Source organism: Streptomyces sp. NPDC001980 (assembly GCF_040296885.1).
Taxonomy (GTDB): Bacteria; Actinomycetota; Actinomycetes; order Streptomycetales; family Streptomycetaceae; genus Streptomyces.
Genome location: NZ_JBEOYD010000005.1, coordinates 286,297 through 309,152, shown reverse-complemented (window position 1 = coordinate 309,152; position 22,856 = coordinate 286,297). Strand labels below are relative to the sequence as shown.

Sequence of the window (22,856 nt, the reverse complement as noted above, 5' to 3'; positions counted from 1 at the left end):
GGCGGTGGGTTGCGCGTCCACCGCTCCGGAGCGGCTCACCACCAGCTCGTGCCACGTGGCGCAGGACACGTTCATGACAGGATTGCGCTGAGGAAAGCTCAGGGAAGTCATAGGGGCGCCTACGATTGCCGCGAAGGGATGACCCGTGACGTCCAACGCGCCTCCCCCCATACCCCGAGCCGCAGGATCGTTTCCGTTCATCGGCCACGCGCTGAAGATGCGCGACAACCTCGGCTTCATCGACTCGCTGCGCGAGACACGGGAGCCACTCGTCGAGATCGTCCTGCAGCCCGGGACGCGCACCATCGTGGTCCAGGACCCGGCCCTGATCCACCAGATGCTCAAGGCCCTGGGGCCCACCCTCGACAAGGGCCGGCTCTACGACAAGCTCGGCCAGTTGCTGGGCGACAGTGTCGTCACGGCCGTCGGCCGGAACCACGTACGCAAACGCCGCCAGCTGCAACCGGCGTTCGCCCACACCGAGATCAGTCGCTACGTCGACCTCATGCGCGCCGAGGTGACAGCCACCGTGGCCGGCTGGGAACCCGGGCGAACCCTCGACGTACGCGAGGCCATGGTCGGGCTCAGCCTCGACATGCTGGCCAAGACGGTGTTCGCCGGCAGCCTCGACGACGCCGTCTTCCACCGGCTGCGCAGCGACCTGTCGGTGGTGTTGAACGACGTCGGTGTGCGCATCATGGTGCCCGACTGGGCCCAGCGCCTGCCGCTGCCCTTCAACCGCCGCTTCGACCGGGCCACGGCCGGTGTACGCGCCACCATCACCGCCGCCGTCGACGAACTGCAGGCCTCCGGGCACGACACCGGGGACATGCTCTCCATGCTGCTGCGCGCCGTCGACGAGGAGACCGGCGAGCCGCTGACCGGGCATCAGATCTGCTCCGAGATCCTCACCCTGGCCGTGGCGGGCACCGAGACCACCGCGTCGGTGCTGTCCTGGACCCTGTACGAACTCGCCCGCAACCCCGACGTCGAGGCCCGGATCCTGGCCGAGCTGGACGAAGTCATCGGCGAACGGCCGGTCGCCTTCGACGACGTGACCCGGCTGCCGTACCTGAACCGGGTGATCACCGAGACCCTACGGCTGCACCACCCCGGCTGGCTCGTCACCCGCCGCACCACCGAGGAGACCAAGCTCGGCGAGTGGACGCTGCCCGCCGGCACCGAACTGGCCTACTGCCAGCACGCCCTGCACCGCGACCCCGAGCGCTTCCCCGACCCGCACACCTACGCCCCGGACCGGTGGATCGACCCCGCGCAGAAGCAGCCTCCGCCGGGCGCGTTCCTGCCCTTCGGGGACGGCAAGCACAAGTGCATGGGGGACCGTCTCGCCCTCACCGAGATGGTCACGGCGCTCGCGACGATGCTGCGTTCGGTACGGCTGGAGCTCTCCGAGGGCCAGGTCATCCGCCAGGTCGCCCGGCTCACCGTGCGGCCGCACACCCTGCGGATGACCGTCCGCCCCCGGATCCGTCCCCGGGCCGGGGCCGGCCTCTAGCGCGTGTCTCTTCGACGGGTCGGTCGGTTGACCGGATGCGCCGGGGCATCCGTGCGGTCATCCCGGAGCCGTCCGACCGAGTCGGCCACCGCCTGCGGCGAGGCCGACTCGGTGGCCGTCCCCCCGGCTTCGACGACGAGACCCACAAGCAGCGGAACACCGTCGAGCGGTGCATCAACCGCCTCAAGCGGTGGCGCGGCCCGGCCACACGAACCGACAGGCTCGCGATCGCCCGGGCGGCCGCACTCCACGCCGCCGGCATCCTCGTCCAGACCCAGCAGTGACCAAGGAGGCAGGCCCTAGTTCATGGTGGCCCCGATGGTCGTGCTCCCCGTCGTCAGGAAGGTGGTCGCGGGCAGCGACCCGTCCGACTGCCGGGCGTTGTACGTGCTGGTCGCGTCCGTCGACTTGAAGGCGGGGGTGCTGATGCCGCTGTCCCAGTTGTTGCCGGCGGACACCACCGAGGAGCCCTTGCCGACCAGCCCGCTGCCGTTGCTCACCGCGAGGTTCTTGCCGAGCCGGGCCGCGCTGGTGGCGAAGTAGTAGCCCCAGCCGCCGTTGGCGTACGCGGTGGTGCGGTTGATGACGATCGCGCCGGTGTTGGAGTTCTCGGTGAACCCGTTGCCGGAGTTGCCCCAGGCGGCCGAGTTGTTGACGACGTGTGCGACGGTGACGCCGTTGCCGCCCAGCTTGAAGCCGTTGCCGTTGCCCTCGAAGGCGGAGTCGCCCCAGCGGTTGACGCCGTTGCCGAAGGACCAGGTGTGCTCGATGGTGACCGGCGAGGAGAAGGACCAGAGGTCGATCCCGTCGTCCGAGTTGTTGTACAGACGGGCCCCGGTGACGAGGTTGCCGGTGCCGGAGCCGAACTTGATGGCGACCCCGTCGGCGTTCTGGCCGTGCGTGGCGGCGTCGTAGTTGCCGTACGAGTCGAGGTTCTTGACCGTGTTGTTCACGGTCCCGTCCCCGGTCAGGGTGAAGCCGGAGTCGCCGCCGTTGATGGTCTTGATGTTGCTCCAGTTCGTCCCGGTGCAGGACTGGCAGACGACCGCGCTGTCCGGGGAGTTCTGGAAGGTGATGTCGGAGACGTTCCAGTAGTCCGCGGTCAGCTTGAAGATCCACTGGCCGGAGGGCAGCGAGGAGCCGTCGATCTTGACCGTCTCCGAGCCGTACGCGGTGAGCGTGACCGGCGCGGACGAGGTGCCGTTGGCGGTGGACTGGAGGGTGGCCGTCGGGTAGTAGGTGCCGCCGCGGACCTGGATGACCGTGCCGGCGGTGGCGTTCTTGACGGCGTTGGACAGGTCGGTGGAGTTGCTGACCACGACGGTGGCCGCGTGCGCCGGGGTGGCGAGCACGGCGAGGCCGAGCGAAGCCGAGGTCACGGCGAGGGCGGTGAAGGTGCTGATTCGACGCATGACGTGCGGGTCCTTTCGTCGATCAGAGGGTGTGGTTCTGCTGGGGCTGCCAGTCGCCGAGGTAGGTGGCGGGGGTGTGCGACGCGGCCTCGGCGGCCGTGAGCTGGGGCCGGTTGTCGGGGACGGTGATCACCGCGCCCGGCCCGGAGTTGCGGTACTCGCGGAACCGCATGGACTGCCACGGGTAGGCGTCCCGCATGTTCGTGTAGGGCGCGACGGGGTCGATCCCGGGGCCGACGAGACTGTCCCGCACGACCAGCGAGGGCCAGGCGGTGGTCTCGTACGTCGGCACCCAGGGCCGCGCCAGTTTGTACGCCCCGTCCTCCGCGCCGGAGGAGAACCGGCAGCGGACGGCGAGGAACCCGTGCGGGTTGGCACGGGCGGTCGAGGGGGCGAACACCATGCCCTTGGGAGTGAAGGTCACGTCCCGTCGCAGGGTGCGGAAGCGGCAGTGCTCGTACACCGCCGTGGCCCGTCCGAAGACGAAGTCGACGTCGCCCTCGATGTGGCAGCGGTGGAAGAACTGCCGGTCGAAGGAGCCGAGTTCGGCGGTGTCGGCGAACAGGGTGTCCTGGTGCGCGAGCAGCCGCACGTTCTCGACGTGGGTCCGGTCCCCGGTCAGGTAGGCGGCGACGGCCTGGGTTCCGGTGATCTCCGGGTGGTCGGCGCGCAGCCAGTCGTTGGCGAGGGTGAGATCGCGGACCACGAGCCCGGGCGCCGCCGAGGTGAAGGTGGCCGAGCCGGCCGTGCCGTAGGTCCCCGAACCGTCCGGTCTCTGCGTGCCGTTGGCGTTGTCGTAGACGATGACAGCGGCCCGGGGGTCGCGGCTCGCCCCTCGCAGGGTCAACTGCACCTTGTCCGCGGGCACGTTGACGACCTCGCGGTACGTCCCCGGGTGCACGACGATCGTCCACCCGGGGCCCGGCACCGCGTCCACGGCCGCCTGGACGGAGTCACCGGGGTGGACGTGCAGGACACGGCGGTCGTGCGTGAAGGCCGTGGCCGATCCCATGGCCAGCGCCGCCGCTCCGGCGGCGAGAAGTGCGCGTCGGGTCGGCACGTCAGCGCTCCTTCCAGGGGGTCCAGTCACCGAGGTAGGCCGCCCGGGTCGCGGACCCGGCCTGTTCGGCGGTGAGTTGGGGCCGGTTCCCGGGGACGGTGATCGCCGCGCCGGGCCCTGAGTTGCGGTACTCGGCGAAGCGCTGGCTCTGCCAGGGGAAGGCGTCCGACATGTTGGTGTAGGGCGCGACGGCGTCGATGCCCGCACCGAGGTACGCGTCGCGGACGACGAGCGAGGGGCGGGCCGTGGTGTCGGAGCTGGGCACCCAGGGGCGCGCCAGCTTGTAGGCGGCGTCCGGGGCTTCGCTGCTGATACGGCTCCGGCTCACCAGACAGCCGTACGGGTTGGCGGCCGCCGTCGACGGCGCGAGGACGAACCCGTACGGGGCGGCCGCCAGGTCGGTCCGGTTCAGGGTGCGGAAGTGGCACCCCTCGTACACGGCCGTGGCCCGTCCGAAGACGAAGTCGACGTCACCCTCGGCATAGCAGTGGGCGAAGTACTGCCGGGCGAAGACGCCGAGAGCCGTCGAGTCGGCGTACAGGGTGTCCTGGTGGCCGAGGAACCGGCAGTGGTGGAAGGCGCTGCGGTCGCCCTGCACCTTGAGGGCGACGGCCTGGGTGGCGCTGATGTCGGGGTGGTCGGCGCGCAGCCAGTCGTTGGCGAAGGTGATCCAGCGGGCGGTGAAGCCGTCGGCCTGCACGGTGGTGGTGGCGGAGCCGGTGGTGCCGTAGGTCCCGCCGCCGGGCCTCGGGGTACCGGCCGCGTTGTCGTACACGATGACGGCGGCACGCGGGTTCTCGGCGGCGCCGATCCAGGTGGCCTCGGTGCGGGTGGTGTCGACGGCGACCGTCTCCCGGTAGACGCCCGGGGCGATGACCAGGGTCCAGCCGCTGCCGGTGGCGGCGGTGACGGCGGCCTGGACGGTGCTGAAGTCGCCGCGGCCGTGCGGGTCGACGTACAGGGTCTGCGGGCTGCGGCGACGCTCCGGGGAGCCGTACCGCCCGAAGGGGCGGGCGGTGGCGTACGCGGGGCGGGCGGCCGGGGCGAGCGCGGCGCCCGCCCCGGCGCCCGCGGCGAGGAAACCCCGTCTGGACAGGGGAAGGTGGGGCGAGGACATGCGGGTGCTCCTTGGCGAGGGAGATGGGTGGCGGTACGTCCTTTGCGGTGGGGGGTGGGGCGGGTGCGGTGGGAGTGGGGCGGGCCGGGCGGTCGGGGCCCCGGCCCGGTCACGCACGCACGTCAGCGCAGTCGGCCGGCGCCCGCGCCGCAGTCGACGATGCGCGGCACGGCCCGCGCCGGATCGACCTTCGTCCGCAGGGCCGGGGTCCAGGTGGAGCCCGCCGTGAGGGTCTCGGCCGGGATCTGCGCGTTGTGGACGGCGATCAGGTCCGTCGGCTCACCGTTGACGTAGTTGTCGTCGGCGGTGAGCGTCGACTCGTTCCACTTCTTCAGGATCGAACCCGCCTTGACGGTGTCGGGCAGGGTGAACGCGTTGTGCTCGGCGACGAGTTGGGACTCGATCCCGATGCCGTAGCTGTAGCCGTAGCCGTCCTCGGCGACGAAGTGGTTGTTGTAGGAGTCGACCTGCCCGAACCGCACCCGGGGTGCCCGCTCCACCAGGTCGGAGAACAGGTTGTGGTGGAAGGTGACCTTGAGGTGCCCCCGGTCGACGGCCGCGGTGGACGCGCTGTCGCTGTTGCCGATGAGGATCGTCTTGTCGTGGTCCGCGAAGACGTTCCAGGAGGCGGTGACGTAGTCGGCGCCCTTGACGATGTCCAGTTCGCCGTCGTGCTGCTCGTAGATCCGCCCGAAGTAGGAGGGCAGGGTGCTGTCCGGGTGGTCGCCGTCGGTGAAGGTGTCGTGGTCCATCCACACATGGGTCGACCCGTAGACGACCGCGCTGTCGTACTCGGAGTTCCAGTTGCCGTCGGCGGTGTCGGTCGGGTCCCACTGCGGGAAGCAGTCGAGGGGGCTCTCGAAGCTCAGGTTGCGGACGATGACGTTGTCGACGGCCTTGATCTGCAGGCTGGCGCCCTTGAAGCCGGCGTCCTTGCCGATGCCGACGATGGTGGTGTCGGCCGGGACGTACGCCTTGATGTAGGCGTCCTGGTTGGCGGCGGAGGCACGGCGCAGCCCCTCCGGGCTGTCGTCGGGCTCGTTGTCGAGGTTGGTGGAGTGGCCCCAGGCCACCGGTGAGTACGTGGTGAGGTAGGCGTCGAAGTCGTAGCCGGGCACGGCGAACGAGTCGCAGCTCGGCCCGTCCGCGTCGATGGTCCCCTTCACCCTGATGATCTTCGGCGAGCTGCCGCCGTCGGCGAGGGCGGCCTTGAACTCGTCCCAGGTGGTGACGGTGTGGACGTGTGCGGCGTCGGCGGCGGCCCCGCCGGTGGTCCCCGTGGTGGCCGCTCCCCAGCCGTCGTTCGCGGCCAGCACCTGCCGGTCGAGCGCGACCCGGTGGAGGGCGGCGGCCTGGGCGGTTCCGGTGACGGCCGGCACGAGGGCCGTGCAGCCCACGACCACCATCCCCATTATGACGCGTCCATGACATCTCTGTGTGCGCACTGTGCGGGTCTCCTCAGCTTGCGGGTGGCCAGGTGATCCAGGAGGTGGGGATGTCCTTGTGCAGCCGGACGACCTCGTGCCGGGCCAGCACCCGGGTGCGCAGCAGCTCCTGCGCCACGAGCCGGGCCACGGCGATGGCCCCCGGCGGGTTGAAGTGCGTGTTGTCCTGCTCGGTGTCCGTCCAGTTGAAGTACGTCTTGGTCGCCTCGGCCCCGAGCGCCTGCCAGAGCGCGAGCGACAGCGCCTCGATGTCGAGCAGCGCGACCCGCTCCCGCGCGGCGAGCGCGCGCATCGCCGCCGGATAGTCGCCGTGCGTCGGCACGGCGTTGCCGTCGGCGTCGAACCGCCGCCGCTCGACGGGGGTGGCGAGCACCGGCCGGGCACCGTGCGCGCGGGCGCCTTCGATGTAGCGCCGCAGGTAGTCCTGGTAGGTCGTCCAGGGCTCGGTGTACCGGGTGGGGTCGTCGCTCTTCTCGTCGTTGTGCGCGAACTGGACGAGCAGCAGATCGTGCGGCCGAAGGGTGGCGAGGATGGCGTCGAGCCGCCCCTCGTCGACGAAGCTCTTGGAACTGCGGCCGTTGACCGCTTGGTTGGAGACGCTGATCTCTTCCCGGAGGAAAAAGGGGAGCGCCATTCCCCACCCGGTCTCCGGGGCCGCGTCGGCGTATTTCTGGGCGGCGGTGGAGTCTCCGGCGATGTAAAGCGTTCGACGACTCCTCTCGGGAGAACGGCCGACGAGCGGAACGGCGGCGAGGGCCGCGGAAGTTACCTGTCTGCGCGTAAGGGACACGTGCGTCGCCTTCCCAACAAGGGACGAGGTTTCTTACCCAGGGGCGCGGGGAACTGCGCGACCAGCCACTACGGAGTCGCAGTCCCCCACAACCGCAACCACCCGATCTCAGTGGTTCTTCTTCCAGTCCGCCTGAGCCTTATCAAGCTGATCGGCCAACGTGTCCAGAAACTCCTTCGCCGTCATCTTCCCGAGCAGCACCTTCTGGAAGTTCGGCTCGTTGCCGGCCTTGGAAACGGTGTTCCAGTCCGGCAGATAGTAGGGAAGCTGCACGATCTTCGTCGTAGCCCCGTTGAGCGCCTCGGCGGCCAGCTTCGTCGGCTCCGACGCCTGCACCCACGCGTCCTGCGCCGCCTCGTTGTTCGCCGGCACCTGCCCCGCCGACTCGTTCCACTTGCTGTTGGCCTCGTGGGACGCGGCGAACTCGATGAACTTCCAGGCGGCGGCCTTGTTCTTGCTGGACTTGAAAAGACCCAGACCGTCCACGGGGTTGGAGACCTGCACCCGGGTCCCGTCGTCCAGCGTGGGATTCGGAATGCCCTTGAACTTCCCGCTCAGCGCTTTCTCGTGGTCGGCATAGGAACCGAGGTTGTGGCTCAGCATCCCGATCGTGCCGGAATCCCACTGCGCGACCATCTTGGTGAAGTCGTTGTTGACGTCGGCGGACGGCGTGTCCTTCTTGTACAGCCCGACGTACTTCTCAAGGGCGGTGACATTCTTCGGGTCGTTGACGGTGGTCGTGTCACCGTTCCAGAAGGAGGTGATCCCGCTCTGCCCGTACATGGCGTCCAGCGCCTGGGCGATGGAGCCCTCGCCGCCCCGGATGGTGTACCCGAACCTGTTCTTCGCCTGGTCGGTGAGATTGCCGGCGGCCTCGTAGAACTTCGTCCAGGTGGTCGGCGGGTCCAGCTCGGCCGCGCCGAACAGGTCGGTCCGGTACCAGAGCGTGCCGTTGTTCGCGGAGGTCGGCACGGAGTACGTCTTTCCGTCGCCGCCCGCCGACTTCACGCTCTCCAGGAACTTCTCGTTGAGCCTGCCGTTCAGCGAGCTCTTCGGGAGCCGGCTGTCCAGCGGTTCCAGCGCGCCCTGCGCGGCGACCTCCGCGAGCATCGCGGTGGTGACCCCGCCGACGTCGGGCAGCCCGCCGCCCTGGATGGCGGTGTCGTACTTGGACTGGACACTGGCGGCCGGCACCCCGACGTACGTGACCTTGATGTCGGGGTTCTGCTTCTCGAAGTCGGCGATGATCTCCTTCCAGACGTCGGTGCGGACACCGCCGTTGTTGTCCCAGAAGGTGATCGTGCCCTTCCCGGAGCCCTCGCCGCCCTTGTCGCCCGCGCTGCCGCTGCCGTCGTCGCCGCAGGCGGTGGCGGTCAGCGCGAGCACGGAGCCCAGGGCGACGGCGACGGCCGCGTGCCTGCTTCTGCGGATGCTGCTCTTCATCGATCGGCTCTCCTCTGTCGGGGTCAGCAGGGGGTGACGCGGAAGTACGGGAAGGCGGCGGCCCCGGCGGCGCCCGCGGCACCTGGCTGACCGTCGTCCCTCATGGGCTCACCTCGTTCGGCGGGGCCCAGGGGGCGCCCAGTTCGGAGTAGAGGGAGAGGGTGTCGGCGCAGGCCGCGACCAGTGCGTCGATGCCGGTCACGACCCGGCGCCCGTCCTCGGGCAGGCGGTGCCAGGCGTCGGCGGGCAGCGCGACCGGGTCGTCGGCCAGTCGAATCGCTTCAACGACCTTCATGAAGGCACCGGTCGTGTCCGGTTCCACCAGCAGGGCGGCGCCGGTGGTGAGATGGTCGACGAGGTTCTCCAGCAGGTCCGTGCTGCCGTACTCGGTCTCCTCCGGGCCGTGGCCCGCCCGCTGCACCAGCACCCGGTCCTGCTTGTACCAGTGGGTGATCCGGCCGCCGGTGCCGTGCACCAGGACGTACGGGTCCCCCGGTTCCTCGGCGCAGAGCGTGGCCGCGACCGTGACCGGGCCGCGCGGGGTGGTGACGCGGACGCAGGAGGTGTCGTCGGACTCGATGTCGTTGGCGCGCAGCAGCTCGGTCTCGATGCCGGTGACGTCCTCGGCGCGGTCGGTGCCGAGCAGGGCGAGGCCGGTGGCGACGGCGTGCGCGAGGGGGTTGGTGAGGACCCCGTCGACGACGTCGACGCCGTTCAGCCGCCGCTTGCCGGCCCAGGGCGCCCGCCGGTAGTAGGCCTCGGGGCGGGCCCAGGCGCCCGCGCCGCCCACTCCCACCACCTCGCCGATGGCGCCCTCCGCGATCAGCCGCCGGATCGCGGGCACGGCGTGCGAGCCCAGCGACTGGAAGCCGATCTGGCAGGTCACGCCCGCCTTGGCGACCCCGTCGGCCATCCGCCGGAACTCCGCGTACGACGGCGCCGGCGGCTTCTCCAGGAGCACGTGCACGCCCCGCTCGGCGGCCGTCAGGGCCAGGTCCGTGTGGGTGGGGATGGGCGTGCAGATCACGGCGACCCGGGCGCCGGTCGCGTCGAGCAGGGCGCCGAAGTCGGCGGACTGCGCGGGCTGCCCCAGCCCCTCCGGCAGTTCGTCCGCGCCCAGCGGGGTCAGCTCGCAGATGCCGGCGAGCCGTACGAGGCCCTTCTCCTGGAGCCGGCGGATGTTCTCCAGGTGCCAGCGGCCGTGGCCGCGCGCGCCCGCCAGGACGAGGTCGATGGTCATGGGGTCCTCCCTGCGTCGTCGATCTTTGCGTGCAGGGTAAGCGTTTGCCCCGGGCCGCCCGCGAGGTGTCTCATCCCTTCACCGCCCCCGCGCTGAAGCCGGTGACCAGCCACTTCTGGATGAAGGCGAAGACGATCACGACGGGTACGGCGGCGATGATCCCGCCCGCGGCCAGCGCGCCCAGGTCCACGCTGTCGGCGCTCATCAGGGTGTTGAGGCCGACCGGGATGGTCTGCTTGCTCTGGTCGGAGAGGAACATCAGGGCGAACAGGAAGTGGTTCCAGGCGTGCACGAAGGCGAAGGAGCCGACCGCGACCAGTCCGGGCCGCAGCAGCGGCAGGACGACGATCCGGAAGGCGGTGAGCCGGTCGCAGCCGTCGACCCAGGCGGCCTCCTCCAGGGAGTACGGCACGTTCCTGATGAAGCCGCTGATCAGGATCATCGACAGCGGGAGCTGGAAGACGGTCTCGGCGATGACGACACTGCCGAGCGAGTTGATCATCTGGAGCTTGGCGAAGATCTGGAAGAGCGGGACCAGGAGCAGCGCGCCCGGCACGAACTGGGAGCAGAGCAGGGCCAGCATGAAGCCGCGCTTGAGCCGGAAGTCGAAGCGGGCGAGGGCGTAGCCGCCGGCCAGCGCGACGACCGTGGTCAGCAGCAGGGTCGAGACGCCGACGTAGACGCTGTTGGTGAAGTAGGTGCCGAAGCTGCGCTCGGTCCACACCTTCTGGAAGTGGTCGAAGGTGACCGGCCAGGGGACGAGAGAGGTGGAGCCGGCCGGGCGGAGGGCGAAGAGCAGGATCCAGTAGAACGGGATCAGGGTGAAGAGGAGGTAGATGCCGAGGGGGAGGTAGATCTGCCGGCGGGGGACCTCGTCCCAGGCGCGGCGCTTCTTCCCCGGCCGGGTGGGCTCGGACACGACGGGCCCGGCCGCGGGGGCGATCTCGGTGATCACTTCGCCTCGCCTCCGAACTTGCTCAGCCGCAGGTAGAGGACGGAGCAGAAGAGCAGGATCACGAAGGCCACCGTGGTCAGCGCGGAGGCGTAGCCGAAGTCGTGGGCGTCGACGCTGGTGTTGGCGATGTAGAGGGGAAGGGTCGTGGTCTCCCCCGCCGGGCCGCCTCCGGTCAGGGTGTAGAGCAGGTCGACGTTGTTGAACTCCCACACCGCCCGCAGCAGCGTGGAGAGGACGATGGCGTCCTTGAGATGCGGCAGCGTGATGTGCCAGAACTGCTTGAGGCGGCTCGCCCCGTCGACCCCCGCCGCCTCGTACAGGTCCTTGGACACGGACTGGAGGTCGGCGAGGATGAGGATCGCGAAGAACGGCACGCCCCGCCACAGGTCGGCGACCACGGCCGCCGGGAAGACGGTCGAGGGGTCGGAGAGCCAGCTGGTGCCGTACGACCCGACGCCCGCGTCGGCGAGGTAACGCGTGATGCCGGTCTGGGAGTTGTAGAGCAGCACCCAGATCGCGGAGGTCAGCACGCCGGAGACGGCCCACGGCGAGAAGACCAGCGCACGGCCCAGAGCCCGCCCCACGAACGTCTGGTTGACGATCAGCGCGAGCGCGAGCCCGAACAGCAGCTGCAATCCGACTTCCACCACGACCCACTTGGCGCTGAAGGTCAGCGTGTCCCAGAACTGCGGGTCGTGCGCGAAGGCATGCGTGAAGTTGCCGAGGCCCGCGAAGCCGTTCCGCCAGGGCTTGGTCGGGTTGTAGTTCTGCAGGCTGTAGTAGAAGACGCTGAGCACCGGGTAGGCGATGAAGCCCAGCATCAGCAGGGCCGCCGGGGCGATCAGCAGGTACGGCAGCCTGCGCGGCGTCGCGGAGGCACGGCGCCGCCGGGGTGGCGCGGGCGGTTTCGCCACGGCTGCGGCTTGGGCCATGACCTGTTCTCCGTTCGCGATGGGGCGGTTGCGGTACGTACAGGAAGCGCTTGCTAGGTGCACATGGTTGAAGCGCTTCGACGGTGGTCCCATGAGAGTCAGCCCGCGTACGGGTCCGGGACTTCTCCCGGCCGGGCCAGGAACTCGAAGTCGCAGCCGGTGTCGGCCTGGGTGATCTGCTGGTCGTAGAGCGCGCCGTACCCGCGCTCGTACCGCACCGGCGGGGGCGTCCACGCCGCCCGGCGCCTCTCCAGCTCCTCGTCGTCCACGTCGAGCCGGAGGGTGCGGGCCGCGACGTCCAGGGTGACGGAGTCCCCGGTGCGGACCAGGGCGAGCGGCCCGCCGACGTACGACTCGGGTGCGATGTGCAGCACGCAGGCGCCGTAACTGGTGCCGCTCATCCGGGCGTCGGAGATCCGCACCATGTCCCGCACGCCCTGTTTGAGGAGGTGGTCGGGGATGGGCAGCATGCCGTACTCGGGCATGCCGGGACCGCCCTTGGGCCCGGCGTTGCGCAGCACGAGCACGGTCTCGGCGGTGATCCCGAGGGACGGGTCGTCGATGGTGCGCTGCATGGTCCGGTAGTCGTCGAAGACGACGGCGGGACCGGTGTGCTTCAGCAGGTGCGGTTCGGCGGCGATGTGCTTGATGACGGCGCCGTCCGGGCAGAGGTTGCCGCGCAGCACGGCGACCCCGCCTTCGGCGGCGACCGGGTTGCCGCGGGGCCGGATGACATCGTCGTCGTGTACCTGGGCGCCGGCGAGCTGCTCGCGGTAGGTGTCGTACGACACCGTGGGCCGGTCCAGGTGGAGCAGGTCGGGGATGCGGGAGAGGAAGCCGGGGAGGCCGCCCGCGAAGTGGAAGTCCTCCATGAGGTACCTCTGGCCGCCGGGGCGGACGTTGGCGAGGACGGGCACGGTGCGGGCGATGCGGTCGAAGTCGTCGAGGGTGAGCCGGACCCCCGCCCGGCCGGCCATGGCGATGAGGTGGATGACGGCGTTGGTGGAGCCGCCGAGCCCGAGGACGGTGGTGACCGCGTCCTCGAAGGCGTCGCGGGTGAGGAGGCGGGAGAGTCTCCGGTCGCGGTGGACGAGTTCGACGATCCGCATCCCGGACCTGGCGGCCATGCGGTCGTGCCCCGAGTCGACGGCCGGGATGCTGGACGCGCCCGGGACGGTCACGCCGAGCGCCTCGGCGGCGGCGGTGAGGGTGGAGGCCGTCCCCATGGTCATGCAGTGACCGGGCGAACGGGCCAGCCCGCTCTCCAGCTCCGCCATCTCGCAGTCGCCGATGAGACCGGCACGCCTGTCGTCCCAGTACTTCCACATGTCGGTGCCCGAGCCGAGGACTTGGTTGCGCCAGTGGCCCGGGAGCATGGGTCCCGCGGGCACGAAGACGGTCGGCAGGTCCACGGAGGCCGCGCCCATGAGGAGGGCCGGGGTGGACTTGTCGCAGCCGCCCATCAGCACCGCCCCGTCGACCGGGTACGACCGCAGCAGCTCCTCGGTCTCCATGGCGAGGAGGTTGCGGTAGAGCATCGGGGTCGGCTTCTGGAAGGTCTCGGAGAGGGTGGCGACCGGGAACTCCAGCGGGAATCCGCCCGCCTGCCAGACGCCCCGCTTCACCGCCTGGGCCCGGTCACGGAGGTGTACATGACAGGGATTGATGTCCGACCAGGTGTTGAGGATCGCGATGACCGGCTTGCCGAGGTGCTCCTCGGGGAGGTAGCCGAGCTGGCGGGTGCGGGCGCGATGGCTGAAGGAGCGGAGCCCGTCGGTGCCGTACCACTGGTGGCTCCGGAGTTCCTCGGGTTGCTTGCGCGGGACGTTCTCACCGAGGCTCACAGGGACCATCCGGCGGCTATGGCGGCGACCTCGGCGCGCTCTTCCTCCGGCAGTTGCCTGCTGGGCGGGCGGACGTCGCGGCGGCAGAGGCCGAGGGCGGCGAGGGCCTCCTTGACGACGGTGACGTTGTCGGCGGAGCCGTTCGCGGCACGGAGTTCCTCGAACCGGCGGATCTGTTCCCAGACCTTCATGGCGGCCGGGTAGTCACCGGATCGAAGCGCTTCGATCATGTTCAGCGAGACGGCCGGGGCGACGTTCACGAGGCCGGAGGTGAAGCCGGTGGCGCCGGCCGAGAAGTAGGAGGGTGCGTAGGGCTCGGCGAGCCCGGCGACCCAGACGAAGCGGTCGAGCCCCGCGTCCCGGGCGAAGGCGGCGAACTTGGCGGCGTCCGGGACGGCGTACTTGACGCCGATCACGTTGGGGCAGGCGTCGGCGAGTTCGGCGAGGCGGGCGCCGGGGAGCTGGGCGTTGCGGACGTACGGGACGACGCCGAGTTCGGGGACGGCCGCGGCGACGGCCCGGTGGTAGTCGACCCAGCCCGCCTGCGAGACGTACGGGTGGACGGGCTGATGGACCATCACCATCTGCGCGCCGTGCTCGCGGGCGTGCCGGGCGGCGGCGACGGCGGTCGCGATGTCGTGTCCGACTCCGACCAGGACGACCGCCCGGTCCCCGACCTCGTCGAGGGTCAGCTCGGTGACCAGCCGCCGTTCCCGGGGGGCGAGGGCGTAGAACTCGCCGGTGTTGCCGTTGGGGGTGAGGGTGCGGACGCCGCCGTCGAGGAGCCGGCGGAGCAGGGCCCGGTGGGCGTCCTGGTCGACGCCGCCGTCCTCGGCGAAGGGGGTCACCGGGATGGCCACCACGTCGGCCAGGGCCGCCTGCTGGGTCTCGAACGCCACGCTGCTCATTCCCGGCCTTCCTGGCCTGCCTGGTCGGCCGCCCGGGGAAACGCCCGGTCGACGAAGGACGCGATGTGGGTGTGCAGGGTGCGGGCGGCACCGTCGGCGTCGCCCGCCAGCGCCAGCCGCAGGATCTCGCGGTGCTCCCCGGCCTCCTGTTCCCAGGAGGGGGAGGCGGCCCAGGCGACGGCGGAGACGAGGGCGGCCTGGTCGCGGACCTCGTCGAGCATCCGGCCGAGGAGCGGGTTGCCGCACGGGAGGTACAGGGCGCGGTGGAAGTCGCGGTTGGCGAGCGAGCGTTCGGCGGTGTCGGTGGCGTCGTCGGCGCGGGTGAGGGCGTCACGGGCGGCGTCGAGTGAGGCGCCGCGCCGCACGGCCCGCCGAAGGGCCTCGGGTTCGAGGAGCAGCCGTACGTCGTAGACCTCACGCGCCATGTCCGCGTCCACCATGCGCACCGTGACGCCCTTGTACTGGCTCATCACGACCAGCCCGGTCCCGGCGAGGGTCTTGAGCGCCTCCCGCACGGGCGTCTTGGACACCCCGAACTGCGCGGCGAGCTCGGTCTCCACCAGGGCCTGACCAGGCGTCAGCTGCCCGGTGAGGATGCGGTGTTTGATCGCGTCCAGCACGAACTGCGTGCGCGACGGAATCGGCATGGGCACAGAGGTCATGCGCGCCTCTCGGGGTCACGATCAGGTGCGGGACCCGATCTGACGTATCTGATCTCGCGTATCGCGTCTCATATATGACGTACGAAGTACGACGCGGATGAAGGTAGGAGGACGGCTGTGTTTCGTCAATGCTTCTGACAGAGAAGGCGGTTGAGGGAAGGCCCGGATTTCGGGCTCGGCGAGGTTGTGCGGCGGACTCCCTCGCCGGCCGACGCGGGACTGCGGGTGGACGCCGCCGTGTCAGAACCCCCTCGACTCCCCCTCCCGCGCCACGCTGGTGGGCCGTCCCGACACCACTCCCGCACGGGCCGCCGCCATCTCCCGGGTCAGGGCCGGCCCCACATGGGTGATGAGCAGCTCCCGGGCCCCCGCGTCCCGGGCGATCCGTCCCGCGTCCTCCGGGGTCAGATGAACCCGTTCGTCTTCGCGATGCCTGTCGAGGTCGGCCTCGCACAGGAACACGTCCGCCCGGGCGGCCAGCTCGGCCAGGGCGGCGCACGGGCCGCTGTCGCCGGAGTACGCCAGCACGCTGCCCTGGCACTCGGCGCGCAGCCCGTAGGCCTCCGTGTCGTGGGCCACCGCCCGGGTGGCGAGCCGCAGGTTCCAGTGCTGGACGGCGTGGCCGTCGTACAGGGGCCGGAAGTCGAGCACCCCGCTCAGGAAGCCGAGGTCCGGCCGGCCGAAGAAGCCCGCCAGCCGCTGCGCGCACTCCTGGGGCGCATAGACCGGGATCGGTGCGGCCGGTGTCAGTCCGCCGAAGGCGTAGGCGTACGCGGCGGCCAGCAGATCCGCACTGTGATCCGCGTGCAGATGCGAGATCCAGATCGCCGTGAGCCGCGCCGGATCCGTGTGCCGCTGCAACTCCGCGAAGGTCCCGGTCCCCGCGTCCACCCACACCTCGGCGCCTCCGCCCCGCACCAGGTAACCGGAGCACGGGCGGCCGGGTCGAGGGTAGGGGGAGGCGGTGCCGAGGACGGTGAGGCTCAAGGGCATGGCGAGGAGAGTACGGATCCGGGTCCCCGCCCGCTCACGGATTGAGCCCTTTTACGGCCTGGCTGCTCACGGGCCGGCCGCTTACGGGGTGATCCGTCGCGGCCGGCCCGTTACGGCTTCCACCCCGGGTCCCGGCCGCTCAGCCCCACCGCCCGGTCCAGCAGCCGCGCACCCTCCGGCACCGGCACGAGGGGGCCGAACGGGCCGCGATCGCCCTTCGCGGCCATCCGCAGGAAGCCGTACGCCGCCTCCAGGGCCGCGGGATCCGGGACGTACTCCTGACCGGTGGCCCGGGCCAGGTCCCAGCCGTGGATGACCAGTTCGTCGGCGACGACCGCGGCCGCCACCCCGCCCGGCAGGTCGATCCCGCCGGCGCGCGTCATGCCGTCCCACGCGGACGGGTCGCGCCAGGCCTCGGCCAGTGCGTCGAGCGCCTTGGGCAGTTCCTGCCGCCATTCCGGTCCGATCGCCGGCAGCGACGCGTCGGGGCGGTGGTCGGTCGTGGCCCCCAGGTTCTTGCGGGCCGCGTCCCGGAAGGCCACGGACAGGCCCGCCACATGGCCCAGCAGGTGGCGGACGGCGTAGTCCGGACACGGCGTCGGCTCCGCGAGCTGCCCGTCCGCCACCCGCTCCGCGAGCTCCGCCACGATCCTCGCCTGTGGGCCCAGGTCGATCATGGTCGTACCAGTCATCGTGCTGCCTCCCGGTGCACCGGTTCGGTCGTCTGCTCGGTCTCCGTCAGGGGGTGGACCGCACGGCCTTCCGAAACTCATCGATCCGCCACACCGACACTCCGCCCAGATGGGTGCGAGGTAGCGCATGAGGCCGACGTCAGGGTTGCGGGCGCACCCACCCCATGGGCATTGCCGACAGGTTCCGACGGATTTCCGCCGGGCGGCCCGCACGGGGACCTCACGCCCTGCCCGGCGCCGTACCGGCGTCCTTCTAAGGCACCTTCCCGATCCCCCCACCCCCGCCTTAGACCCACGATGACCAGGCATGACGACCAGCACCTCCTGGGCCGTGACCCGCCTGCTCCGCGACCGGAACGCGGCCCTCTACCTCACCGGCGTCGTGGTCTCCGGCTTCGGCACCTCCGCGCTCTGGCTCGTGTCCGGCGTCTGGGTCAAGGACCTCACCGGCTCCGACGGCCTCGCCGCCCTGTGCACCGCCGCCCTCTGGGCCCCCACCCTCCTCGGCCCCGCCCTCGGCACCCTCGCCGACCGCGTCCGCCGCAAACCCCTGGTGGTCCGCACGAACCTCGCCCTCGCGCTCCTGCTTCTGCCCCTGTGGACGGTCTCCTCCCCCGCCTCCGTCTGGCTGCTCTTCGCCGTCCTCGTCCTCTACGGCGCGGCGGGCGTCGTCGAGGGCGCGGCCAACTCCGCGCTGGTCGTCGCCGCCGTCGACCCGTCTCTCCTCGGCGACTTCAACGGGCTGCGGATGACCGCCCGCGAGGGCATGAAGCTGGTCGCCCCGCTGACCGGCGCCGCGCTGTACACGGCGTACGGCGGGCCGGGCGTGGCGCTGCTGGACGCCTGCACCTTCGTGCTGGCGGCGGGGCTGTGCGCGCTGCTCCGGGTGCGGGAGGAGCGGCCCGAACCGGCTCGCGGCAACTGGCGGGGGCAGACCGCCGAAGGGGCCCGGCTGATCTGGGCGAACCCGGCCCTGCGGGCGCTGGTCCGGGCCGGCGGCGCCACGATGTGCCTCGCCTCGCTCGGCAGCAGCATGAACTACGCCGTCGTGGCCGCCCTCGGTCACTCCCCCGCCTACACGGGGGTGATGTACGCCGTCCAAGGCGTCGGCTCGGTCGGCGTCGGGCTGGTCTCGGGGCCCGCGCTGCGGCGGCTCGGGGAGCGGCGGTTCGCGGCGTACGGGATCGCGCTGACGGGGGTGGCGGTGGCGGGGCGGGCCGTGCCATGTGACATGGCACTGCTCGCCTGCAGCCTCGCCGGCGGCCTCGGCCTCCCCTGCGTCCTGATCGCCGCCTACACCGCCGTACAGCGCGAGATCCCGGCCGCCGCGCTGGGCCGGGCGACCGCGACGGCCGACACGCTGATGTTCACACCGAACGTGCTCGGCCTGGCCGCCGGGGCCGCCCTCGTCGAACTCGTCGACCACCGGCTGCTGTTGCCGGTCTTCGGCGGGGCGCTGCTCCTCACCGCCGGGTCACTGGCTCAGCGCAACGCCTCCCGCACCGCCGACAGGTCCCCGTCGGACGCCAACCCGGCGTGATACAGGCGCAGTTCGGTCGCGCCCTGGGCACGGGCGCGCTCCGCGTCGGCCGCGAGGGTGGTGGGGCTGCCGCCCATCCCGGAGACCACCGTGAAGTTGGCGGCCAGGACGGTGTCCGCGCGCGCGTGTTCGGCGAAGGGCGCGAGCAGGGCCGTACCGGCCGTGCAGGGGACCACGACGCCGTCCGCGACGGAGAGGATCCAGGCCGGGTCCACGCCCACGTTGGCTCCGCAGTGGTACGTCACCGGGTCGGCGTGCAGCAGCACCTGGAAGCCTGCGGGGGCCGCCGCCCGGACCGCGGCCACGGCCGTCTCCTGGAGCGTGCGGGCCTGTCCGTCGCGCCACGCGCGCGTGGCCGCCGCCACCGGCTCGCCGAGCAGCTTCTCCACCGTCGGCCAGCCGGCGTCGTCACCCGTGCCCCGCCACAGCGGTTCCAGGGCCTCCCGCACGGCGGCGGCCAGTTCGTCGGCGTCCAGGCCCTGTGCGCCGTACCCGGCCCGGCACGCGGGGCAGAAGCACAGCGCCATCAGGTACTGGCCGGCGTCCCCCAGGCCGACCCCGGCGGTCTTGTCGTGGGCGTGCAGGTGCTGGAGGCCGTACCAGCCGAGGGACTCCAGTTCGGTGCCGGCCGCGCCGGGGCGGACGGCGGCCTCGGCGGCGAGATCGGCCAGGTACGCGCGCGTGGCGGGCTGGGCGATGCAGGGTGCCCAGGGGTAGCGGTCGCCGTAGGTGTTGACGACCGAGGTGTCCGGATGCTCGGCGCCCAGGCGGGAGCTGTGGGCGAGGATCACCCAGGTGTGGACTTCGAGGCCGGCGCCGCGCAGGGCTTCGGCCGCCTCGCCGTGGGCGTCGCCGGGGGCCCAGTCGCCGGCCGGGCAGGGGCGCAGCTCGCGGCCCGTCCAGCGGTCGTCGGCCGGGTAGTAGACGGCCGCGTGTTCGGCGGTGACGATGCGGTGGCGGGGGTGGCGGGGGGTCAGGGCGCGGGTGGAGTGGTAGGCGGAGGCCAGGGTCACCTGGTCGACGCCGAGTGCGGCGATGCGCTCCGGGGCCGCCGGGTCCCCGTTGACGTCCCAGGGGTACACGAACGCCGACGCCTTCAGTCGCCCTGCCCGGCTCTCTCCGGAATGCGTCACGCGTCCCCCTCCAGCAGCGCGTACCCGCGCTCGATCAGCTGGGCGAGCTGCTTCACATGGTCCTCGGTCGGCTCGTGCAGCGGGGGGCGGACCTCGCCGACGTCCAGGCCGCGCAGCCGTACGCCCGCCTTGACCAGCGAGACGGCGTATCCCCGGCCCTGGGCGCGGAGCTCGACGAACGGGCGGTAGAAGCCGTCCAGCAGGCGGTCCGCCGTCGCCCGGTCCCCCTCGCGCAGGGCGGCGTGGAAGGCGAGGGCGATCTCGGGGACGAAGCAGAAGACGGCGGAGGAGTAGAGGTCGATGCCGATGGCCTGGTAGGCGAGCTGGGTCTGTTCGGCGGTGGGCAGGCCGTTGAAGTAGAGGAAGTCGCCGGGGGCCTCGGTGCGGACGGCGCTGACGATGCGCTGCATGAGGTCCAGGTCGCCGAGGCCGTCCTTGAAGCCGATGACGCCCTCGGTGCGGGCGAGTTCGACGACCGCGGGCGGGGTGAACACGGCGTTGTCGCGCTGGTAGACGATCACGGGGAGGCCGGTGGCCGCCGCCACCTCCCGGTAGTGCCGCAGCAGGCCCTCCTGGCCGGCGACCACCAGGTAGGGCGGCATGGCGAGAAGGCCGTCGGCGCCCGCGGCCTCGGCGAGACGCGCGTAGCGTACGGCGAGTGCGGTGCCGTAGCCGGCGCCGGCCACCACCGGTACCCGGCCGCCGGCCGCTGCCACGGCCGCGCCCACGCAGGCCTCGAACTCCTCGGGGAGCAGCGCGTGGAACTCCCCGGTGCCGCAGCAGGCGAAGACGGCGGCGGCGCCGGCCTCGACGCCCCGGCGGACGTGCTCGCGGTAGGCGTCGAGGTCGAGGGAGCCGTCGGGACCGTAGGCGGTGACGGGGAAGAAGAGCGGCCCGCGCGGGTCACGGAGCCGGGCGGCGAGAGGGGCTGGCGTCACGGGCGCTCCCTGTCGAGGCGGTCGACGCAGATCGTACTGATGATGCATGTCTCTGATCGGCGTCCATATTCATGAACGCGACCACGTTACGAGGCCCCCTTGGGGCCGGTCAAGGCGACAAACGACCAACAGTCGAGCGGATTCCCGCACTCCACGGCACACTTGACTCGGCACGCCACACCTCCCTAGCGTGTCCATGAATGTGAATGCCATACACGGACGCGACCGGCGCTGATCCAAGGAGACCGTGGATGCCCACTCCCCGCACGCTACTGCTCACCGGTGCCGCCGGCGGACTCGGCACCCTGATGCGGTCCCTGCTCCCGGAGTACGGCTACGAGCTGCGCCTGTTCGACGTGCGCCCGATCGAGGGCGAACCGGACGCGATCACCGCCGACCTCGGCGACACGGACGCGCTGCGGGCGGCGGTGCAGGGCGTGGACGCGGTCCTGCACCTCGCGGGGATCTCCCTGGAGGCGCCGTTCGAGAAGATCCTCTGCGCGAACATCGAGGGCACCTACAACCTGTACGAGGCCGCCCGCGAGGCCGGCGTGCCGCGCATCGTCTTCGCCTCCTCCAACCACGCCGTCGGCTTCACCCCGGCCCCGCGCGCGGGCGATCCGCTGATCCCGGTCGACACCCCGCGCCGCCCGGACACCTTCTACGGCCTGTCCAAGTCGTTCGGCGAGGACCTCGCCCAGCTGTACTGGGACAAGCACGGCCTGGAGACGGTCTCCGTCCGCATCGGCTCCTGCTTCGCCGAGCCGGCCGACGTGCGGATGCTCTCGGTGTGGATGAGCCCCGCCGACGGCGCCCGCCTCTTCCACGCGGCCCTGACCGCCGAGGAGGTCGGCCACACCGTCGTCTACGGCTCCTCCGCCAACACCCGCCTGTGGTGGGACCTGAGCACCGCGCGGGCGCTCGGCTACGAGCCGCAGGACGACTCCGAGCAGTTCGCCGCGAAGCTGATCGCCGAGCAGGGCGAACTGGACCCGGAGAAGCCGGCCCACACCCACCTCGGCGGCCGCTTCGTGAACGACCCGCCGATCTGGCCGCACTAGAGGGCGTAGCGACGCCGAGGACACACCGAAGCAGTACCGAAAACGATCGTTCGAGACAGCGGACGGGCACCGAACGGGCCCGTCCGCTTCGCATTCGGGCACGGATCATGCCCGATCTCACGTCACCCACAGCAGCGCCCCAGGTCCGAGACGGGCACACCTGAGCGCAATCGGGCGTATACGGGCAGCATCGGGTTCGCAACAGGCCTGGTCAGGGCCGTGCGCCGGAGGTACAACTTCCCCCATGGCCCGAACGGGCAGCTCCACAGGGAAGTGGGTGACGGTATGACCACCAGGACGGCGGAAGAGCGCCAGCGCGAGATCGTGCGGGCCGCCCGGACCACCGGTTCCGTGGACGTCACCGCGCTCGCCGCCGAACTGGGCGTGGCCAAGGAGACCATCCGGCGCGACCTGCGCGCCCTGGAGGACCACGGGCTGGTGCGGCGCACCCACGGCGGCGCCTATCCGGTGGAGAGCGCCGGTTTCGAGACCACGCTCGCGTTCCGGTCGACCAGCCATGTCCCGGAGAAGCGCCGGATCGCGTCCGCCGCCGCCGAGCTGCTCGGCGACGCCGAGACGGTCTTCGTCGACGAGGGCTTCACCCCCCAGCTCATCGCCGAGGCGCTGCCCGGGGACCGGCCGCTGACCGTGGTCACCGCGTCCCTGCCGGTGGCGGGTGCGCTCGCGGAGGCCGAGAACGTCTCCGTCCTGCTGCTCGGCGGCCGGGTCCGCTCCGGCACCCTCGCCACCGTCGACCACTGGACGACGAAGATGCTCGCCGGCTTCGTCATCGACCTCGCCTACATCGGCGCCAACGGCATCTCCCGCGAGCACGGCCTGACCACGCCCGACCCGGCGGTCAGCGAGGTGAAGGCGCAGGCGATCCGGGCCGCGCGCCGCACCGTGTTCGCCGGCGTGCACACCAAGTTCGGGGCGGTCAGCTTCTGCCGGTTCGCGGAGATCGGCGAGCTGGAGACCATCGTCACCAGCACCCTGCTGCCCGCCTCCGAGGCCCACCGCTACTCGCTCCAGGGCCCACAGGTCCTCCGCGTCTGACCCACCGAGCCGCCTGCCCCACCGAGCCACCCGACACATCGAACCGTCCGACAGACCCCACACAGTCCCCGAACGGCACACCCGCGCCCACCTGGGCCCGTTATATCCCCATAAGTTCT

Annotated in this window: 21 protein-coding genes; 5 read left to right on the top strand and 16 right to left on the bottom strand. The window is 71.4% G+C overall.

The genetic code is table 11. The annotated features are described in order from the left end of the window. The first annotated feature begins 145 nt into the window (after positions 1-145). Positions 146-1,516, top strand: coding sequence for a cytochrome P450 (locus tag ABT137_RS10325; RefSeq protein WP_351705486.1), 1,371 nt, complete (start codon positions 146-148; stop codon positions 1,514-1,516). Positions 1,517-1,551: 35 nt separating this feature from the next. Next, positions 1,552-1,800 (top strand): hypothetical protein, encoded by a 249-nt coding sequence (locus ABT137_RS10320; protein ID WP_502984496.1) that lies wholly within the window; start codon positions 1,552-1,554, stop codon positions 1,798-1,800. Positions 1,801-1,815: 15 nt separating this feature from the next. Here the strand turns inward: ABT137_RS10320 and ABT137_RS10315 are convergent, their stop codons facing one another. The 14 genes from ABT137_RS10315 to ABT137_RS10250 form a co-directional block, all read right to left on the bottom strand. Beyond that, positions 1,816-2,928 (bottom strand): right-handed parallel beta-helix repeat-containing protein, encoded by a 1,113-nt coding sequence (locus ABT137_RS10315; protein WP_351705483.1) that lies wholly within the window; start codon positions 2,926-2,928, stop codon positions 1,816-1,818. A 22-nt stretch (positions 2,929-2,950) separates the two neighbouring features. Continuing rightward, positions 2,951-3,940, bottom strand: coding sequence for a pectinesterase family protein (locus ABT137_RS10310; RefSeq protein WP_351705825.1), 990 nt, complete (start codon positions 3,938-3,940; stop codon positions 2,951-2,953). A 49-nt stretch (positions 3,941-3,989) separates the two neighbouring features. Continuing rightward, positions 3,990-5,105, bottom strand: a complete 1,116-nt coding sequence (locus ABT137_RS10305) for a pectinesterase family protein (RefSeq protein WP_351705480.1) — start codon at positions 5,103-5,105, stop codon at positions 3,990-3,992. Between the two features lie 122 nt (positions 5,106-5,227). After that, positions 5,228-6,550 (bottom strand): pectate lyase family protein, encoded by a 1,323-nt coding sequence (locus ABT137_RS10300; protein ID WP_502984495.1) that lies wholly within the window; start codon positions 6,548-6,550, stop codon positions 5,228-5,230. A 13-nt stretch (positions 6,551-6,563) separates the two neighbouring features. Continuing rightward, positions 6,564-7,340 carry a rhamnogalacturonan acetylesterase gene (locus tag ABT137_RS10295; RefSeq protein WP_351705474.1) on the bottom strand — a complete coding sequence of 259 codons (777 nt, stop codon included), beginning with the start codon at positions 7,338-7,340 and terminating at the stop codon, positions 6,564-6,566. A 108-nt stretch (positions 7,341-7,448) separates the two neighbouring features. Then, positions 7,449-8,783 (bottom strand): ABC transporter substrate-binding protein, encoded by a 1,335-nt coding sequence (locus ABT137_RS10290; protein WP_351705471.1) that lies wholly within the window; start codon positions 8,781-8,783, stop codon positions 7,449-7,451. 100 nt (positions 8,784-8,883) lie between these two features. After that, entirely contained in the window at positions 8,884-10,023 is a 1,140-nt protein-coding gene (locus tag ABT137_RS10285; protein ID WP_351705468.1) for a Gfo/Idh/MocA family protein, read from the bottom strand. Positions 10,024-10,093: 70 nt separating this feature from the next. Further along, on the bottom strand, positions 10,094-10,978 hold the full coding sequence (locus ABT137_RS10280; protein ID WP_351705465.1) for a carbohydrate ABC transporter permease: 885 nt from the start codon (positions 10,976-10,978) through the stop codon (positions 10,094-10,096). Continuing rightward, positions 10,975-11,910 carry a carbohydrate ABC transporter permease gene (locus ABT137_RS10275; RefSeq protein ID WP_351705462.1) on the bottom strand — a complete coding sequence of 312 codons (936 nt, stop codon included), beginning with the start codon at positions 11,908-11,910 and terminating at the stop codon, positions 10,975-10,977. The genes ABT137_RS10280 and ABT137_RS10275 overlap by 4 nt, the downstream gene beginning before the upstream one ends. A 98-nt stretch (positions 11,911-12,008) precedes the next feature. Then, positions 12,009-13,754: an L-arabinonate dehydratase gene (gene araD / locus ABT137_RS10270; protein WP_351705459.1), complete on the bottom strand. Its 1,746-nt coding sequence runs from the start codon at positions 13,752-13,754 to the stop codon at positions 12,009-12,011. Then, positions 13,751-14,662: a dihydrodipicolinate synthase family protein gene (locus ABT137_RS10265; RefSeq protein ID WP_351705456.1), complete on the bottom strand. Its 912-nt coding sequence runs from the start codon at positions 14,660-14,662 to the stop codon at positions 13,751-13,753. Before ABT137_RS10265 ends, araD begins: the two co-directional genes overlap by 4 nt. Beyond that, positions 14,659-15,324: a GntR family transcriptional regulator gene (locus ABT137_RS10260; protein ID WP_351705453.1), complete on the bottom strand. Its 666-nt coding sequence runs from the start codon at positions 15,322-15,324 to the stop codon at positions 14,659-14,661. The genes ABT137_RS10265 and ABT137_RS10260 overlap by 4 nt, the downstream gene beginning before the upstream one ends. 240 nt (positions 15,325-15,564) lie before the next feature. Beyond that, positions 15,565-16,317 carry an MBL fold metallo-hydrolase gene (locus tag ABT137_RS10255; protein WP_351705450.1) on the bottom strand — a complete coding sequence of 251 codons (753 nt, stop codon included), beginning with the start codon at positions 16,315-16,317 and terminating at the stop codon, positions 15,565-15,567. A 110-nt stretch (positions 16,318-16,427) separates the two neighbouring features. Beyond that, positions 16,428-17,009, bottom strand: a complete 582-nt coding sequence (locus tag ABT137_RS10250; protein ID WP_351705447.1) for a TIGR03086 family metal-binding protein — start codon at positions 17,007-17,009, stop codon at positions 16,428-16,430. Positions 17,010-17,316: 307 nt separating this feature from the next. Between ABT137_RS10250 and ABT137_RS10245 the strand changes: the two genes are divergently transcribed. Then, positions 17,317-18,549 carry an MFS transporter gene (locus ABT137_RS10245; protein ID WP_351705444.1) on the top strand — a complete coding sequence of 411 codons (1,233 nt, stop codon included), beginning with the start codon at positions 17,317-17,319 and terminating at the stop codon, positions 18,547-18,549. Here ABT137_RS10245 and ABT137_RS10240 read toward each other — a convergent pair. Together ABT137_RS10240 and ABT137_RS10235 are read right to left on the bottom strand one after the other, a co-directional pair. Continuing rightward, entirely contained in the window at positions 18,492-19,649 is a 1,158-nt protein-coding gene (locus ABT137_RS10240; RefSeq protein ID WP_351705822.1) for a hypothetical protein, read from the bottom strand. The two genes, ABT137_RS10245 and ABT137_RS10240, sit on opposite strands and share 58 nt — an antisense overlap. Before the next feature lie 29 nt (positions 19,650-19,678). Then, complete coding sequence (locus ABT137_RS10235; RefSeq protein ID WP_351705441.1) at positions 19,679-20,620, bottom strand: 5-dehydro-4-deoxyglucarate dehydratase; 942 nt, start codon at positions 20,618-20,620, stop codon at positions 19,679-19,681. A 251-nt stretch (positions 20,621-20,871) separates the two neighbouring features. Here ABT137_RS10235 and ABT137_RS10230 point away from each other — a divergent pair, with 251 nt between their 5' ends. Beyond that, a complete protein-coding gene (locus tag ABT137_RS10230; protein WP_351705438.1) occupies positions 20,872-21,681 on the top strand; it encodes an NAD-dependent epimerase/dehydratase family protein in 810 nt (269 codons plus the stop codon). Positions 21,682-21,966: 285 nt separating this feature from the next. Continuing rightward, entirely contained in the window at positions 21,967-22,737 is a 771-nt protein-coding gene (locus ABT137_RS10225) for a DeoR/GlpR family DNA-binding transcription regulator (protein WP_351705435.1), read from the top strand. The last annotated feature ends 119 nt before the right edge of the window (positions 22,738-22,856 follow it).

Coding starts and splice junctions, on each gene's coding strand:
- ABT137_RS10320 (WP_502984496.1), top strand. CDS start 1,552: ATGCGCCGGGGCATCCGTGCGGTCATCCCGGAGCCGTCCGACCGAGTC.
- ABT137_RS10315 (WP_351705483.1), bottom strand. CDS start 2,928: ATGCGTCGAATCAGCACCTTCACCGCCCTCGCCGTGACCTCGGCTTCG.
- ABT137_RS10310 (WP_351705825.1), bottom strand. CDS start 3,940: ATGGGATCGGCCACGGCCTTCACGCACGACCGCCGTGTCCTGCACGTC.
- ABT137_RS10305 (WP_351705480.1), bottom strand. CDS start 5,105: ATGTCCTCGCCCCACCTTCCCCTGTCCAGACGGGGTTTCCTCGCCGCG.
- ABT137_RS10290 (WP_351705471.1), bottom strand. CDS start 8,783: ATGAAGAGCAGCATCCGCAGAAGCAGGCACGCGGCCGTCGCCGTCGCC.
- ABT137_RS10285 (WP_351705468.1), bottom strand. CDS start 10,023: ATGACCATCGACCTCGTCCTGGCGGGCGCGCGCGGCCACGGCCGCTGG.
- ABT137_RS10275 (WP_351705462.1), bottom strand. CDS start 11,910: ATGGCCCAAGCCGCAGCCGTGGCGAAACCGCCCGCGCCACCCCGGCGG.
- ABT137_RS10265 (WP_351705456.1), bottom strand. CDS start 14,662: ATGAGCAGCGTGGCGTTCGAGACCCAGCAGGCGGCCCTGGCCGACGTG.
- ABT137_RS10260 (WP_351705453.1), bottom strand. CDS start 15,324: ATGACCTCTGTGCCCATGCCGATTCCGTCGCGCACGCAGTTCGTGCTG.
- ABT137_RS10255 (WP_351705450.1), bottom strand. CDS start 16,317: ATGCCCTTGAGCCTCACCGTCCTCGGCACCGCCTCCCCCTACCCTCGA.
- ABT137_RS10250 (WP_351705447.1), bottom strand. CDS start 17,009: ATGACTGGTACGACCATGATCGACCTGGGCCCACAGGCGAGGATCGTG.
- ABT137_RS10245 (WP_351705444.1), top strand. CDS start 17,317: ATGACGACCAGCACCTCCTGGGCCGTGACCCGCCTGCTCCGCGACCGG.
- ABT137_RS10230 (WP_351705438.1), top strand. CDS start 20,872: ATGCCCACTCCCCGCACGCTACTGCTCACCGGTGCCGCCGGCGGACTC.
- ABT137_RS10225 (WP_351705435.1), top strand. CDS start 21,967: ATGACCACCAGGACGGCGGAAGAGCGCCAGCGCGAGATCGTGCGGGCC.